Origin of the sequence: Sporobacter termitidis DSM 10068 (assembly GCF_900130065.1) — a bacterium.
In the GTDB taxonomy this organism is placed as follows: Bacteria; Bacillota; Clostridia; order Oscillospirales; family Oscillospiraceae; genus Sporobacter; species Sporobacter termitidis.
The window spans coordinates 1-13807 of the sequence record NZ_FQXV01000009.1 but is presented as its reverse complement, the minus strand read 5'-3'; the positions used below and the strand labels follow the sequence as shown (position 1 = coordinate 13807).

The 13807-nt window shown below is 59.1% G+C and carries 12 protein-coding genes; 4 read left to right on the top strand and 8 right to left on the bottom strand.

All coding sequences use genetic code 11. From position 1 onward, the window contains the following. Positions 1 to 843: 843 nt before the first annotated feature. The 5 genes from BUB60_RS20410 to def all read right to left on the bottom strand — a co-directional run bounded on the left by BUB60_RS20410 (position 844) and on the right by def (position 5128). Complete coding sequence (locus tag BUB60_RS20410) at positions 844 to 1773, bottom strand: hypothetical protein (protein WP_073079636.1); 930 nt, start codon at positions 1771 to 1773, stop codon at positions 844 to 846. Further along, complete coding sequence (locus BUB60_RS12675; RefSeq protein WP_073079634.1) at positions 1770 to 3152, bottom strand: radical SAM/SPASM domain-containing protein; 1383 nt, start codon at positions 3150 to 3152, stop codon at positions 1770 to 1772. The genes BUB60_RS20410 and BUB60_RS12675 overlap by 4 nt, the downstream gene beginning before the upstream one ends. Before the next feature lie 74 nt (positions 3153 to 3226). Then, the gene (locus BUB60_RS12670) at positions 3227 to 3958 is read right to left on the bottom strand and encodes a L,D-transpeptidase family protein (RefSeq protein ID WP_073079631.1); all 732 of its coding nucleotides are present in this window, start codon (positions 3956 to 3958) and stop codon (positions 3227 to 3229) included. 103 nt (positions 3959 to 4061) lie between these two features. Continuing rightward, positions 4062 to 4565, bottom strand: coding sequence for an amidase domain-containing protein (locus tag BUB60_RS12665; protein WP_073079629.1), 504 nt, complete (start codon positions 4563 to 4565; stop codon positions 4062 to 4064). Between the two features lie 71 nt (positions 4566 to 4636). Next, positions 4637 to 5128, bottom strand: coding sequence for a peptide deformylase (gene def / locus BUB60_RS12660; protein WP_073079627.1), 492 nt, complete (start codon positions 5126 to 5128; stop codon positions 4637 to 4639). Between the two features lie 142 nt (positions 5129 to 5270). Here def and BUB60_RS12655 point away from each other — a divergent pair, with 142 nt between their 5' ends. Then, a complete protein-coding gene (locus BUB60_RS12655; protein WP_073079954.1) occupies positions 5271 to 6212 on the top strand; it encodes a PrsW family intramembrane metalloprotease in 942 nt (313 codons plus the stop codon). A gap of 385 nt (positions 6213 to 6597) precedes the next feature. On the opposite strand, the gene ftsH is transcribed toward BUB60_RS12655, so the two are convergent. Continuing rightward, the gene (gene ftsH, locus BUB60_RS12650; protein ID WP_073079625.1) at positions 6598 to 8430 is read right to left on the bottom strand and encodes an ATP-dependent zinc metalloprotease FtsH; all 1833 of its coding nucleotides are present in this window, start codon (positions 8428 to 8430) and stop codon (positions 6598 to 6600) included. A 306-nt stretch (positions 8431 to 8736) separates the two neighbouring features. Between ftsH and BUB60_RS12645 the strand changes: the two genes are divergently transcribed. Beyond that, on the top strand, positions 8737 to 10161 hold the full coding sequence (locus BUB60_RS12645; protein ID WP_073079622.1) for an MFS transporter: 1425 nt from the start codon (positions 8737 to 8739) through the stop codon (positions 10159 to 10161). A gap of 98 nt (positions 10162 to 10259) precedes the next feature. Here the strand turns inward: BUB60_RS12645 and BUB60_RS12640 are convergent, their stop codons facing one another. After that, on the bottom strand, positions 10260 to 11000 hold the full coding sequence (locus BUB60_RS12640; protein WP_073079620.1) for a C1 family peptidase: 741 nt from the start codon (positions 10998 to 11000) through the stop codon (positions 10260 to 10262). A gap of 245 nt (positions 11001 to 11245) precedes the next feature. Further along, entirely contained in the window at positions 11246 to 12151 is a 906-nt protein-coding gene (locus tag BUB60_RS12635; protein ID WP_073079618.1) for a LysR family transcriptional regulator, read from the bottom strand. A 237-nt stretch (positions 12152 to 12388) separates the two neighbouring features. Here BUB60_RS12635 and BUB60_RS12630 point away from each other — a divergent pair, with 237 nt between their 5' ends. Together BUB60_RS12630 and BUB60_RS12625 are read left to right on the top strand one after the other, a co-directional pair. Then, positions 12389 to 13171, top strand: a complete 783-nt coding sequence (locus tag BUB60_RS12630) for an SDR family NAD(P)-dependent oxidoreductase (RefSeq protein WP_159435415.1) — start codon at positions 12389 to 12391, stop codon at positions 13169 to 13171. A gap of 108 nt (positions 13172 to 13279) precedes the next feature. After that, a partial coding sequence (locus BUB60_RS12625) for an alcohol dehydrogenase catalytic domain-containing protein (RefSeq protein WP_159435414.1) occupies positions 13280 to 13807 on the top strand: 528 nt, incomplete at its 3' end.

Genomic DNA, 13807 nt, shown 5'->3' with positions numbered 1-13807 from the left:
ATGATCTAAAAAGCATCGTTGCTGCTGGATTACGTCGGTCATTGACGTGTATTCGGTTGTCGGCACGCGGTCTTTCACGCGCCAAAGTGTTTTGCCATGCTCGTAGTATAGCCGAAGCGCATTTTAAAAGCAATACTCCTGTTCAATAAAAATATCAAAACTTCATCACCTGTTTTTATGCAAGGTAACAATGGAGCGGTTGCAAAACAGGGGGTATAATTTTTGGGGTCATGAGGGAACTTATAAATCGGATGCGGAAAATCTATGCAATTATCGCCGTAATATGGGCGTTTGCCGGGCCGCCTGGCAGAAAAATGCAATCGCCGGATAATTGCAGGATAAATTAAGAAAAGATTCATTTAAGGACATATAGTTTTTGCCCGCCGTTTTACCCGGGCGGCACCGTTCGACACAATGTCCGCATCCCTCCCAAGGCTCCCTCAGACGAGGGCGCTCAGCCTGTCGGATAAAGCCCTTTGGGCTTTATCCGACAAAAGGCAACGTGCAGGCCACTCAGCCGTGGCCTGCACGATAAGTGTCATTTCCGACGTACACGCCGCCGGAAATGACGGATTCCACCTTGTTGCCGCCGTGCGCGGCGGCAATTCTGCGAAGCTTTTTTGCTGTATATGAGTTTTTCGACAGCCTGGGCTCCCTCAAACGAGGGAGCTGTCGCCCGCAGGCGACTGAAGGAGGGAGTTTGTTGCGCGTCCTGAGTACTTCTCCCGGCGCAACGCGCCAGCCGCCACGCCGACAAGAGCGGCGGGAGCAAGCCCCCGCCCTGCCGTGGACTGTAAATCAGCGCCGCAGCTGTAGGGCAGGGGCTCTGCCCTTGCCGCCGCTTCAAATCCGCTTTTTGGTCAGCCGCGCTTTTAATTTATCCGTATCCACGGCGGCGCCGTAAAAGTTCTTGGCAGAGCAGCCGGCACGGCCGCCCCCGGCACAGGCGCAGGCGCAGGCACAGGAGGCGCAGGCACAGGCGCAGCCTCCGCCGCCGTGGCCGCCGCCATGAAAGCCGCCGCCCCAGAAACCGCCTCTGTAGCGGCCGCCGCCTCCCGCGACGGCGGCAATGACAACAATAACGACGATGACGACGATGGAAATGACCGCCGCGCCGTCTCCGGAGCCGGTGGATACCTGGATGCTGCCCTGCTGCTCCTGCATGCTCTCGGACGTGGCGAAGACGCCGCCGTCGTACCGCACGATTGCCGTCAGCCGCTTGCCCGGCTCGAGCGCCGTGCTCCACGTCAGGTAATCGCCCTCCGCGCCGGTTGCGTCCGAATAGGCGACGTTTGCCTTGTTCCAGAGGATTTTGAGCGAATCCACCCGAATATCGTCGAACCAGCCGGGCACAAACGTGAAGGAGCACGTCTTGTCCTCGCTGTCCAGCCTGTACATATAGGACTGATGGATGGAGAAGTCCAGGGGGACCGTTTCGCCCGCCGTGTAGGCCCGGTCGAGATCGAGGCGGACATAGCTGCCGCTGTCGCTCAGGTAGCTGATTTTTTTGACAGTGCCGGAGAGCGCCTTGAGGGAATCGGCGTGGCTGTTGGGGATGCCGATCCTGACCCAGGTGAGGGGGCCCTCGCTGGTGCTGTCCAGGACAAGCCAGTCGATGTGGTATTTCAGGTCCAGCGTGCCGTCGCTCCGGGGGTCGACGGTGATGCTGTAGCTTTTGATCTCGTCCAGCGGCCCGGCGGCGCGCGCCGGGGAAACAGGCGTCAGCACCGCCAGCAGGAGGACGGCGGCGGCAAAACCCAGAATTTTTTTCATGCGCAGCACTCCTCCGATTTCCCGCCCAGCTGGCAGCGCTTCTCCATTTTTGCCGATACGGCGCGGATTTCCCGGCATCGGCGGCCGTTCCAGATTTCCCGCCAGGGCGTCGTCAGCATGTTGCCGAGGCCGGGGTCTGAAAGCCAGCTCTGACAGGGAACGACGGTGCCGTCGGGCGCCACGGCCATATTGCTCAGGCACGCCCCGCAGGAGGGGACGGTCTTGAAGCCGATCTCCCGGAGCCGCGCCTCGGAGACCCAGCCGGGCGAGGTGAAGCTGATGTCGATATCGTTTTCCCTGCAGTAATCAACGGCGCTTTTTAAAATAGCGGCCAGTTCTTCCTCATTGAGCTGCGTGCCGGCGGAGGCGTCGCTCCTGGCGTTGCCGGCCGGGATCAGGCCCGAGCAGGAGACGTAGCGGACGCCGAGCCCTTTCAAAAAGCGCAGCGTGGCCGTATAATCCCTGTTCAGCGCGCACAGCGGCGTGTTGACGCTGACGCTGAGGCCCGCGCTCACCGCGTTTTTGATGCCCTGGACGGTTTTGTCAAAGCTCTCCGCGCCCACGAGCTTGTTGTGCGCCGCCGGGTCGCTGGAATACAGCGTCACCTGGACGCTGTCGAGGCTGGCCGCGCACAGGCCGCGGCAAAGCGCCTCGGTCAGGAGAACGCCGTTTGTGTTGAGCCGGGTGATGAACCATTTGGAATAGTCGACCAGCTCCACAAGATCGTCCCGCAGGGTGGGCTCGCCGCCGGTAAAGGTGAGCTGCGGAATGCCGGCCTCGCGGCATAAGTCAATGACCCTTTTCCAGTCGTCCGTCGTAAGCTCTTTTGCCTCGGAGAGCGGCTGGCGGGCGGCGTAGCAGTGCAGGCACTTGTTGTTGCAGTGCCAGGCGCCGCCCCTGCTGAGCGCGCTGAGCATCAGGTCCATCCGATGCGGGGCCGTCATGTGCCCGGCGTATTCGGCCAGCGACAGGGCGCCGAGCTCCTCGTCCGGCGCGCGCCCGGCGGCCACGTCGGTGAGCGTTTTAATGATCCGCCACAGGTCGCCCCTCAGCGTTTCTTCCCGGACGCTGCCGTAAACGCGCTTTACGGCGGCAATCGTTTTGCCGATCACGTCGTCCCAGTCGCCGTCCCCCATGTCCTTCCCGTCGTAGCGCTGAATTTCGTCCATGAAAGACGACAGCAAAATCGCCCAGGAGGTGCCGATGGGGAGGATGTCCTGCCCGTTTAAAATAATGACGCTGGGGACCCTGCGCCAGACGCTCCGCCCCGGAGGCACCATATGTATCCGCACGACGCCCTCGCTGCCGGGGTTCAGCGTCACGTGCTTGACAAACCCCATATGCTCCCTGAAATACCGCGTTTCCTTAAAACCCATCATAACCGTCACCCTCTTGCTGAAACTGCCACTTATTCCTTTATATTACTGTATGTCCCGGCGGATTTCAATAACAATCACTCGTTCAGGGCGCAGAGCAGCTCGTACATCCTCCGGCCCACGGTGCCGCTTTCCTCTAACCCGCTGGATTTCTGGAACGCCCGGACAGCGCGCTCCATCCCGCTGCCAAAGACGCCGTCCATGCCGCCGGTATAATATCCCAGGCATTTCAGCAGCTTCTGCGTTTTCTGCACGTCGCTGCCGATCATCCCGTTTTTCATGTCCCGGAACGGCGCGTTATCATGCTTGATATACACCGCCGTGCCGTAGGAGACAAGCTTTTTGACCGCCAGCGCGTCCGCGTCGTGCATCCGGATGCAGCCGTGGGAGGCGTGATACGAGCCGACCACCCAGGGCTGCACCGTCCCGTGAATCCCGTATTTGCCCCAGGGCACGTTGAGCCCGACCCAGCTGCCGCCAAAGCCCTCGCCCCAGCTGGCGATTTCAACGACCTTCCAGGCGCCGGCGGGGGACGGCGACTCCGGCGTGCCGCCGGATACGGGGTACGTTTTATACTGTCTGCCGTCCATGAATACCACCATCGTCAGCCGGTCGAGATCGATCAGCAGGGTGCAGCCCTTATCGGCGATACGGTAGCCGAGGGATTTCAGCCGCTCCACGTCAAACGGGTTGCGCGCTGCCGCCGCGCCGCCCCCGCCGGAAACGTAAAATGACTGCAGCAGAGCGGCAGTCAGAAGGATTATGGCGATCAGATGCAGTTTTTTCGGCTTTCCGGCGATTTCAGACACCCCCGCGGCGGGCGCGCATTGATTTTTACTTTCATTGTGCGCGCCGCGCCGCGCGTTTATAAAGGTAAAATATGCAAGAAGCCCGCCGCGTCAAAAAGCGCGGTCACCGGCGGACGTGAAGAATGTGCAGAAATCTGATGTTTTGATAGTCGTAGCTGTTCAGCGGCCTGTAGTCCGAATCGTCCGTATGGGTGGCCACGAGGATGTTGTCCCGATCCGGCACGGCCCCTGCCGAAACGACAAGCAGCGAGTGCTGAAAGGCTTTCCCCTCAAAGGACAGCTGGATGACGTCGCCCGGCAGGAGCTCCCCGATCGCCGCCTCGGCGGCGCGGGGCCCCGGACCCTCGGCATTGCTTACAAGAAAGTTTCTCAGAAACGGCACGCCGGACCAGGAGGGCGCCTTGTGGTTGGCGCTGATGTAATACCACCCGTAGGTCTGGTCGTAGTTCATCACCCGGGCGCCCGCGTAGATGCACTGCGAGATAAAATTTGTGCAGTCGCCGCCGATGCCGTCGTAATTATAGTAGGCCGGGTTTCTGGAATAAGCCCAGCGGTGCGCGTAAGCGACGGCGCTGGCCCTGTCGTAATCGGCCGTGTCCTTTGGCATAAATGTAACCTCCGAATTGTTATATGTACGGGACGGACGGACCGTCCCGCGAGTTTTTTACAGCGCCTGCTTTATTCGGCAGGCCGCACCCCCGGCCGGGGTACGGTACTCGGGTGCCGCGTCTGATAGGCTCTGTCGGTAAACAGGATGCCCTCCAAATGGTCCGACTCATGGCTGAGCGCCGCGGCCACCCGGCCCTGCCCTTCAAAGACGAAGGGCCTTCCGTATTCGTCCAGTGCCTTGATAACCACTTTTAACGGGCGCTTGACTTTCCCAAAAATTCCGGGAAGGCTGAGACAGGCCTCCTGCGAGTCCTGTACGCCTTCCGTGCGCTCGATCGTCGGGTTGACGAATTTGACATAATTCGCGCCGTTTCTGATGACGAACAGCCTCAGAAGAACGCCCACCTGGGGCGCGGCGAGGCCTACGCCGCCGGCGTCTCTCAATGTATCCGTCATATCGTTCAGCAAAGACTGTATTCTGTTGTCGACTTTCCCGACTCGAAGTGCCTTCTTTCTTAAAATTCCATTTGTCTGCGCCCTGAGGATCTTCAGAACAGCCATGCAGCGTGTTTCACCTCGGGTTTAATTTGTATTGCCTGACATCCTATGTCTCGCGCGCGGGTGAAGTTCGCGCCCGCCTCATAATATCCCGCCCCGCGGGAAATGACTGATGGTGAATTACTACGAAACGCGGGTTTTTATTATGGAAAAAGTGAAATTTATCAATCTGTACACGGACGTGCTGAAAAAACACACGACGGCCGACGCGGAGAATCATTTTATACTGGGCGCCCCTATGACGACGCCGGACATCGAAAAAACGCCGCCCGAGCTCCCCAAGCCGTGGCTGTTCGCCCGGGTGCTGGCCCTGTCGGTGGTGGCCTTCTTCGCCTTTTACGCCGGCGCGTTCATCTTTAAAAACGCGCTGTTCCTGCCGGGGCTCATCCTGTTCGGCTCCGTCATCACGCCGCTGTCTCTGCTGATGTTTTTCTGGGAAATCAACATCCTGCAGAACATCTCCATCTATAAGCTGACGCTTTTGATGCTCAAGGGCAGCATCGTCTCCCTGCTCTGCGCCGTAACGCTGTACGCCATCCTCGACGGGCGGAAATCGCCGCTCCTCATCGGCTTCGTCGAGGAGACCGCAAAGGTGCTGACGATTTTGCTCCTGGTGGACCACCGGCCCTATAAGTTCCTCTTGAACGGCATGCTGATCGGCGCGGCCGTCGGCACGGGCTTTGCCGCCTTCGAGAGCTCGGGCTACATTCTGGTCACGGCGCTGCAGTCCGGTATCCCCACCATGCTGAACACGATTTTCTGGCGGGCGCTGTTCACGCCGGGAGGGCACATCGCCTGGGCGGCCCTCACTGGCGCCATGTTCATCCTCGTAAAGGGCGAGCGCACGTTTAATATGAAGATGCTTTTAGACTCCCGCTTTCTCGGCATGTACGCCCTCGTCATCGTGCTGCACGCTCTGTGGGACACCGAGTCCATCCAGCTCGTGGCGTACAACATCCCCGTGGTGCCCGTGGCGCTCACCGTCGTGTCCTGGGTCATCCTGTTCGCCATGATGAAAATCGGCTTTCGCCAGGTTTTCCGCGTGGTAAAAGGCGGCGAGGGAACGGGCGAACCCGGCAACCCCTGAGAATAAGGCCCGGCGGCGGATAAATACATTCCGTGACCACGCCGCTGCCACTTCCCAACGCGCTTTTTTTGTCGGCATAGTAAAAATTCGCGTGCGCACCGTAGGGCGGGAGCGAGTCCCCGCCCTACACAAATATTGATACTTCCATCCCGTAGGGGACGCCGCCCTCGGCGTCCCCTACGGCGCGCACAAGAAAAGGGCCGCCGAAGGCGGCGGCCCCTACACGCTTATTTAAGAGTCATTCATGCTTTGTCAAGTGCCAATTTCATGCTTTGTCAAGTGCCAATTTCGTGCTTTGTCAAGTGCCAATTTCGTGCTTTATTAAGTGACATTCCCGCACTTATAAATGTCATTCCCGCGAAGGCGGGAATCCATACGGACGGTATCAGCACATGGCGGGCTCGGCCTGATCGTTTTCGATGATCTCCTTCAGCTCCGCGCCGGACATTTTCTCATGCTGGCACAGGTGCGCGGCCACGGCGTGCAGCTTGTCCAGGTGGGCGGTCAGGATATCCCTGGCCTTGTCCTGGGCGCTGCCGATGATTTTCTGTATCTCGGCGTCGATCTCGGAGGAGACGCGGCCGGACAGAGCGCTCTTTTTCGTGTAATCAACGTCCGAGCCGTATTTGACGGGGCCGAGGTTTTCGCTCATGCCGAACTTCATCACCATGGCCCGGGCCATGTCGGTGGCGCGCTCGATATCGTTGGAGGCGCCCGTGGAGATGTCGTCAAAGGCGATGCTCTCCGCCACGCGCCCGCCCAGGAAGATGCAGATTTCGTCCAGCATCTCGTTCCTGGTCTCGAAATTTTTGTCCTCCTCCGGCGGGGTCAGCGTGTAGCCGCCCATCCGGCCTCGGGGAATGATGGAAATCTGCTGCACCTGCTTCTGGGACGGCAGATAGGCCGTCACCAGGGCATGCCCGGCCTCGTGATAGGCCGTGAGCCGCTTCTCCTTCAGGCTGATGACCCGGGATTTCTTTTCCGGGCCGGCGACGACCTTGATGATCGACTCCTCGATGTCCGGCATGTCGATGATCTGCTTGCCGCGCTTGGCGGCCAGCAGCGCCGCCTCGTTCAAAAGGTTTTCCAGGTCCGCGCCCGTAAAGCCCACGGTGGCCTTGGCGATATCGTTGAAAACCACGTCGGAGGAGATGGGCTTCTCCCGGGCGTGGACGCGCAAAATCGCCTCGCGGCCCTTGATGTCGGGCGCGCCAACGTAGACCTGGCGGTCAAAGCGGCCCGGCCGCAAGAGCGCGGGATCGAGAATATCCACCCTGTTGGTGGCGGCCACGACGATGACGCCGGCGTTGGACCCGAAGCCGTCCATCTCCACCAGCAGTTGGTTGAGCGTCTGCTCCCGCTCGTCGTTGCCGCCGTGCATCCCGGCGCCGCGGCGGCGCCCGACGGCGTCGATCTCGTCAATGAACACGATGCAGGGCGCGACCTTCTTGGCCTTTTCAAAAAGGCTCCGCACGCGGGAAGCGCCCACGCCCACGTACATTTCCACAAAGTTCGAGCCGGAGATCGAGAAAAACGGCACGCCCGCCTCGCCGGAGACGGCCTTGGCAATGAGCGTTTTGCCCGTGCCCGGCGGGCCCACCAAGAGGACGCCCTTCGGGATTCTCGCGCCCAGCCTGTTGAACCGGCCGGGATTTTTGAGGAATTCCACGAGCTCCTTCAGCTCTTCCTTCTCCTCGTCCGCACCGGCCACGTCGGCAAACGTCTTTTTGTCAAGGGTGGCCTGAGCCTTCTCGACCTTCAGGTGCCCCAAGGGCATGGCGTCGCGGTTTTTCCTGCCGGCGGCGCCGTAGTGGAAGACGAGAAAGGCGATCCCCGCGATAAATATAAGCAGATACGGCAGCGCGCTCAGCCAGGACGAGGCATCCCACCCCTGCACAAAATCATAGACGATTTTGCCGTCCGGGTGCGCGTCGTTATAGGTGGTGACGAGGGGCGTCACCTGCCGGATGAAGAGCTCGGCGTCCGGTACGGCGTATGTAATCGTGTCGCCGCTTCTGAGGTCGGCGGAGAGAAGGCCGCTGGACACATTGAACGAGAACTTCTCGACCTCATCCTGCTGGAAATACCCGATGATATCCGAGTAAACCGGCTTTGGGCTCTCCTGTTTCGGCACGAGCCTGACGACAGTAATTCCGAGCGCCGCCAAAAAGAGCAGGGCGGCGACGATGATCAGCAGTATCTTGCTTTTTCTTTTCATAACGTCACTTTCTGCAGCAATATTCACGGCGCTTTGAATGGCACAAGGCCGTATATCTATTATACATGCCGGCCAGGGCCCTGTAAGGCCAAAGATTCTGGAAAGGCATTAAATATCTAACATTATTCATAAATTGCGCGGCCCTGCGGCGCGGGCGCTGCGCGCAAAATGCCGAATCTCGGCCGCCCTGTTGTTTTCCCGAAAGCGTTGTGCTTAAATAGAGCCAATGAATATCACACGGGCCTTTCCGCCATAATTCTGACGATGGGTAATTTACCGGAAACGGCTCAACGCGGGGGATAGAGATTGAATACTGAAATCACAAACGCGAGGAAATGGACCATTATCGTCATTACGTCCCTGTCGGCCTTTATGGCCACGCTGGACGGCAGCATCGTCAATATCGGGCTGCCGATGATGTCCAGCGAGCTGCACGTATCGATCGAGTCGATCCAATGGGTCGTGACGGCGTATCTTTTGACCATATCGCTCATGCTCCTCATCTGGGGAAAGCTCTCCGACGTCTATGGGAAAAAATACATCTTTGCCTCGGGCTTTCTGATCTTTTCGCTGGGCTCGGCGCTTTGCAGCTTTTCCCATTCGCTGCCGTTCATCGTCGTGTCGCGGATCATTCAGGCGCTGGGCGCCGCGGCGATGATGTCGCTCTCCCAGGCCATCGTCACGGGGACGTTCCCGCCCACGGAGCGCGGCAGGGCGCTGGGCGTTTTGGCCACGATGGTGGCGCTGGGCAGCCTTGTGGGCCCGAGCCTGGGCGGCATTCTCGTCAGCGCCTTCGGATGGCCGTCCATCTTTTTGATCAATATCCCCATCGGGGTGGCCGGGTTCATTCTGGCGATCGTCATCATTCCCGAGATCTTTGAAAAGCAGAAAAGCCAAAGGTTCGACGTCGCCGGGACGGGGCTGTTCTGCTTTTCCATGCTGCTGCTTTTCCTCGGCTTGCTGTTTGCCCAGGAGGGCGCCTTCCCGGTGATCTGGCTCATACCGATCGTGCTCGTTTCCCTCGCCGGGCTGTGGCTGTTCATCCGGGTGGAGCGGAAAAAGGAAAATCCGCTTTTGAATATCGGCCTGTTCAGGCTCCGTGAGTTCTCCTTCGGCCTGGTCGCCGCCTACCTGACGTATATCGCCCTGAACTCCACCATGCTGTTTATCCCCTTCTACCTGCAGGACCTGTTGAAGTTCGACCCGCTGAAGGCGGGGCTTATCGTGTCGGCCTATCCCATTGCCATGGCGATCGTCGCGCCGGTGAGCGGCTGGCTTTCCGACCGCATCACCTACCGGCCCCTCACCGTCGTGGGTCTCGCGGTGACGACGGCGGCGCTGGTGCTCCTGGCCACGATCAATGAGACCACGAGCATCGTGAAGATCATCCTTTTGATGGTCATGCTGGGCGGCGGCTTCGCCGTGTTCCAGTCTCCCAACAACTCCAGCGTTATGGGCTGCGTGCCCCGGGCGCAGCTGGGCATCGCCGGCGGGGCCAACGCCCTGTTCAGAAACCTGGGGATGGTTTCGGGCACCACGTTTTCCGTCCTCATCTTTTCCTTTGTCTCAAAGCTCAACATCAATAATCTGACCGGCGGCTTCAACGCCCAGTCCTTTGTCAGGGGGCTGTCGGTCATCTTCATCTTTTGCGCCGTGTGCACCTTTGCCGCCATGCTCGTCAGCCTCACCCGCGCCGTCCGGACGCGCGGCGCCGGGGAGAGGAACACGTAAGCGCCGGACCATGTGCAAAGGCGAGATATATTTGCCCTTTTTCGATGCGTGCCTGTATATAAAACTGCCGGCTGAGCTGAGCCGGCAGTTTTGTCAAGTCACACGGCTATGGTCCAGGAATCGTAGGCGAGCTTGCTTTCGACATACTCGTAGGGCAGGTAGAAGTACCCGCCGGCGCCCCAGCGCACGCCCCAGCTGTTGCGCACGATGAGGACCTTTCGGACATCATTGTAGCCGACGATCAGAGCGGCATGGCCGCCCAGCAGCGCCTCCTTCTCAACGTCCGGCATCGGCACGCTGCCCGTCCGCGCAACAAAACGGGACTCGAAGCTCTCATAGATATCCATGCCGATCATGACGGGGAGCTTCTTCGTGGCCAGATACTGCCGGATCTGATCGATATCGTCCGCCGTATCACCGTCGAAGGTGGCGTAGGAGGCTATGGTATACTTCCGCGCGTTTATATAGGCCTCGGCCGATGGCCTTTCCTTGAATTTATCAATGTCGTAAGGGGCAAAGCGCTCCTCGCAGATGCCGTCTCTTTTGAGCGCCTTGCAGATGTCGCGCATCTGGGCCCCGGAATCTTCCCTGACGTTGCCGCGCAGGGCTCTCTCCTGATAATAGAGAAACATCCTTGACAGCGCGACGGGTGTCCCGGCCAGCATCATTCGTGCGGAGGCGCCGGCGTTGGCGGTACAGGAGCCCAGCGTGCCCTGGTCGAATACGGCCGGACACCGGGACCGCAGGTCCACAAGCCTTGGCAGCCGCTCGCCCTCAAGCCGCGGCAGCCTGTAGTCCCTGCGGTCTTCTCTTTGGCGAATAAGCCTGTATTGATGCATTCATTATCCTCCATTTATATCGTTTATATCGTTTATATCGTTAATCGGTCGCCCGGGTCGTTATTGACATGACTCTTGCGCGTGCAGCTTCACTGGCCGGACGACATACCCGGCCGGCTTATTCTACGCATGCAGGCCAACCGTTTGTGACAACACCGTCGGGAAAACGCCCGCCGCCAAAGAAAAAAGAGCCTCCAAATCGCTTGGAGGCTCTTTTTTATATCCGCCGAGAGCTTGGCGGGCGGTCAGGCACTGACGCTTTCCCCGGCAATCAGGTTGATGAAGCCGCGCGCCTCGGAGGAGAGCCGGTCGGGCCGCCACGCCACCACGACATGGTGATTTTCCGGCTCCGGGAGCGGGTAATATTTGATATCGTCAAACCCCAGGTAATTGAACCGCCCGATGATGCCTACACCGCAGCCCTGCCGGATGTTGTACAGGAGCGTCAGGAAATTCGGCACAAACTCCAGGCCCTTTGGCGTAAAGCCCATCCTCCCGCATTTCTCCAGCGTATCGTTTAAATTGGACAGATCCTTCGGTATGGGCACCGCGTAGAAAACCTCGCTGCTCAGCGCGGCGTAATCAAGCGTGTCCGAAGCCGCCAGCGGGTGGCACGCGCTGATGGCGATAAAGCGCTCAAATTTCGAGATGCGCCGGAAGGAAATGTCCTGCATGTCGGCCACTGAAAAATCCTGGGTAAAAATCAGGTCGGCGTCTCCGAATTCCAGCGTCTGGCGCAGCTCCCGGAAGTCAAACAGCGTGACGTTTATCATGACGTGAGGGTACTTGCTCCGGTATTTGGCGACGATGGCCTTCAGCCTGTCAAAATCGGCGGCGGCGTCAAAGGAGCTGGGCGCCACGATGCGCAGCGTCTTTGCCTGCTCGGAGGCGCTGCGCGCCGTTTTGATCGTCTTGTTCATGTTGTAGTACAGCGTTTCAAGATTGGAATACAGGTATTTGCCCTCGTCGGTGAGGGACAGCCCCTGGTTGCTCCGGGTGAACAGCTGGAGCTCCACGCCCTCCTCGAACCTTTGGAGCGTTTTGCTGAGCGCCGATTGGGAGATGAACATAGCGTCGGCCGCCTTGGAGAGATTCAGATATTTTGCGACGGTCAGGAATGCCTCCATCTGTTGAAAAGTAATATTGTACATACGTCAACCCCACCTTCCGCCGTTTGTTTCGGACTGCCTTTTCAAAAAAGATCGCCGCTCTTCCACGGATGTAAGAGCAGAGACAATATTAATATTATACAAAACTTCTGCGGTATATTAAAGTATTTATTAAACATTTGACATATAAATCTATGGACAGCCCGTAAAAACGAAAAATACCGGGGCTTGGAACAGGTCTCCGGGAATTTTATGAGCGACGATGAGAAGGAGGAAAAAATGGCACAATATCTTGATTACGGATTTCAGGGCAGAGCCGCGATTATCACCGGCGCAGGGACGGGCATCGGCCGGTCCTGCGCTGTTGAGCTGGCCAAAGGCGGCGCCAAGGTGGCACTCTTCGGCCGCCGGGCCGAGAAAATTCAGGAGACCTTAGCAGAATGTCTGCAATATACGGACAGAGCCATGGCGCTGTCCGTGGACGTCAGCGACGAGACCGCCGTGAAGGATGGGGTGGGCAAGGTGCTGAAGGCTTTCGGCAAGGCGGACATCCTCATTAACGATGCCGGCATCGAGTCGCGCCTGAGGCCGGGGCAGACGTTTTTCGGGGACCTTTTTGACGCTCTGGGCCCGGAGGAATACCTCAAGTTCTTTAAAATACACGCGCTGGGACACTATCTCATGAACCTGGCCGTCATCCCCGACATGCAGAAAAATCATTTCGGCCGCATCGTCAACGTCACCTCCGTCACCGGCGTCAACGGCGCGTACTCCACCCCCGGCTACACGGCCTCCAAGGCCGCCGCCATCTGCCAGACGAAGGCCTTTGCCAAAAAGTACGGCAAGGACAACATTGCGGTAAATTCCATCGCCCCCGGCATGGTGGACACGCCCATGAAGATCGACGCCACGCCCGAGGAGTACGCCGCCGTCGCCGGCATAACACCGCTGGGCCGGGTGGCCCAGCCGGTGGATATCGCCCGGGCGGCCATGTTCTTCGCTCAAGAAAACCTGTTCGTCACCGGCCAGAACCTGATCGTTGACGGCGGCTCGAACATCTAGCGGACCTTGCCGCAGGGCGGGACGACCCGGCCCGCCGTCGAGCCTGTACCAGGTCAATCGGCCATATGAATAAAATACAAGCCATAAATTTGAAAGGAGTCGATACATATGCGTTGTAAAGCTGCGCTTGTCCCGAAAATGGGACTTGACATCGTGGTGGAAGAGGTGGAGCTGGCGGAGCCGGGGGACTATGAGGTCCGGTTAAAGATCATGACGTGCACCATCTGCCACAGCGATATCCACGCGCTGACGGGTGAGCACGGGGCATACGAGGGCCCGGGCATGGCGGGCCACGAGATTGCCGGCATCGTCGACAAATGCGGGGCGAAGGTGACGTACGTCAAGCCCGGCGACCGGGTTTTGTGCACCGAGGTGCGCCAGGGCTGCGGCCACTGCGACCAGTGCCTGCACGACCGCCACTGGTTCTGCGAAAATGTACCCCACACCAGCGACCTGTTCCGCATCCCCAGCCCGTATACCCGGTTAAATGGTGAAGTCATCATCCAGACCTGCTCCGGGGCCAGCGGCTTTGCCGAGTACACTAATGCCCACGAGTCCATGCTCTGCAAGCTGGACGACGATATACCCTTTGAGATCGGCTCCGCCCTGGCCTGCGGCTTCATGTCCGGCTTCGGC

Excerpts from the sequence above, each read along its gene's own strand:
- BUB60_RS20410 (WP_073079636.1), bottom strand. The coding sequence starts at position 1,773 with ATGAAAAAAATTCTGGGTTTTGCCGCCGCCGTCCTCCTGCTGGCGGTG.
- BUB60_RS12675 (WP_073079634.1), bottom strand. The coding sequence starts at position 3,152 with ATGATGGGTTTTAAGGAAACGCGGTATTTCAGGGAGCATATGGGGTTT.
- BUB60_RS12665 (WP_073079629.1), bottom strand. The coding sequence starts at position 4,565 with ATGCCAAAGGACACGGCCGATTACGACAGGGCCAGCGCCGTCGCTTAC.
- def (WP_073079627.1), bottom strand. The coding sequence starts at position 5,128 with ATGGCTGTTCTGAAGATCCTCAGGGCGCAGACAAATGGAATTTTAAGA.
- BUB60_RS12655 (WP_073079954.1), top strand. The coding sequence starts at position 5,271 with ATGGAAAAAGTGAAATTTATCAATCTGTACACGGACGTGCTGAAAAAA.
- ftsH (WP_073079625.1), bottom strand. The coding sequence starts at position 8,430 with ATGAAAAGAAAAAGCAAGATACTGCTGATCATCGTCGCCGCCCTGCTC.
- BUB60_RS12640 (WP_073079620.1), bottom strand. The coding sequence starts at position 11,000 with ATGCATCAATACAGGCTTATTCGCCAAAGAGAAGACCGCAGGGACTAC.
- BUB60_RS12635 (WP_073079618.1), bottom strand. The coding sequence starts at position 12,151 with ATGTACAATATTACTTTTCAACAGATGGAGGCATTCCTGACCGTCGCA.
- BUB60_RS12630 (WP_159435415.1), top strand. The coding sequence starts at position 12,389 with ATGGCACAATATCTTGATTACGGATTTCAGGGCAGAGCCGCGATTATC.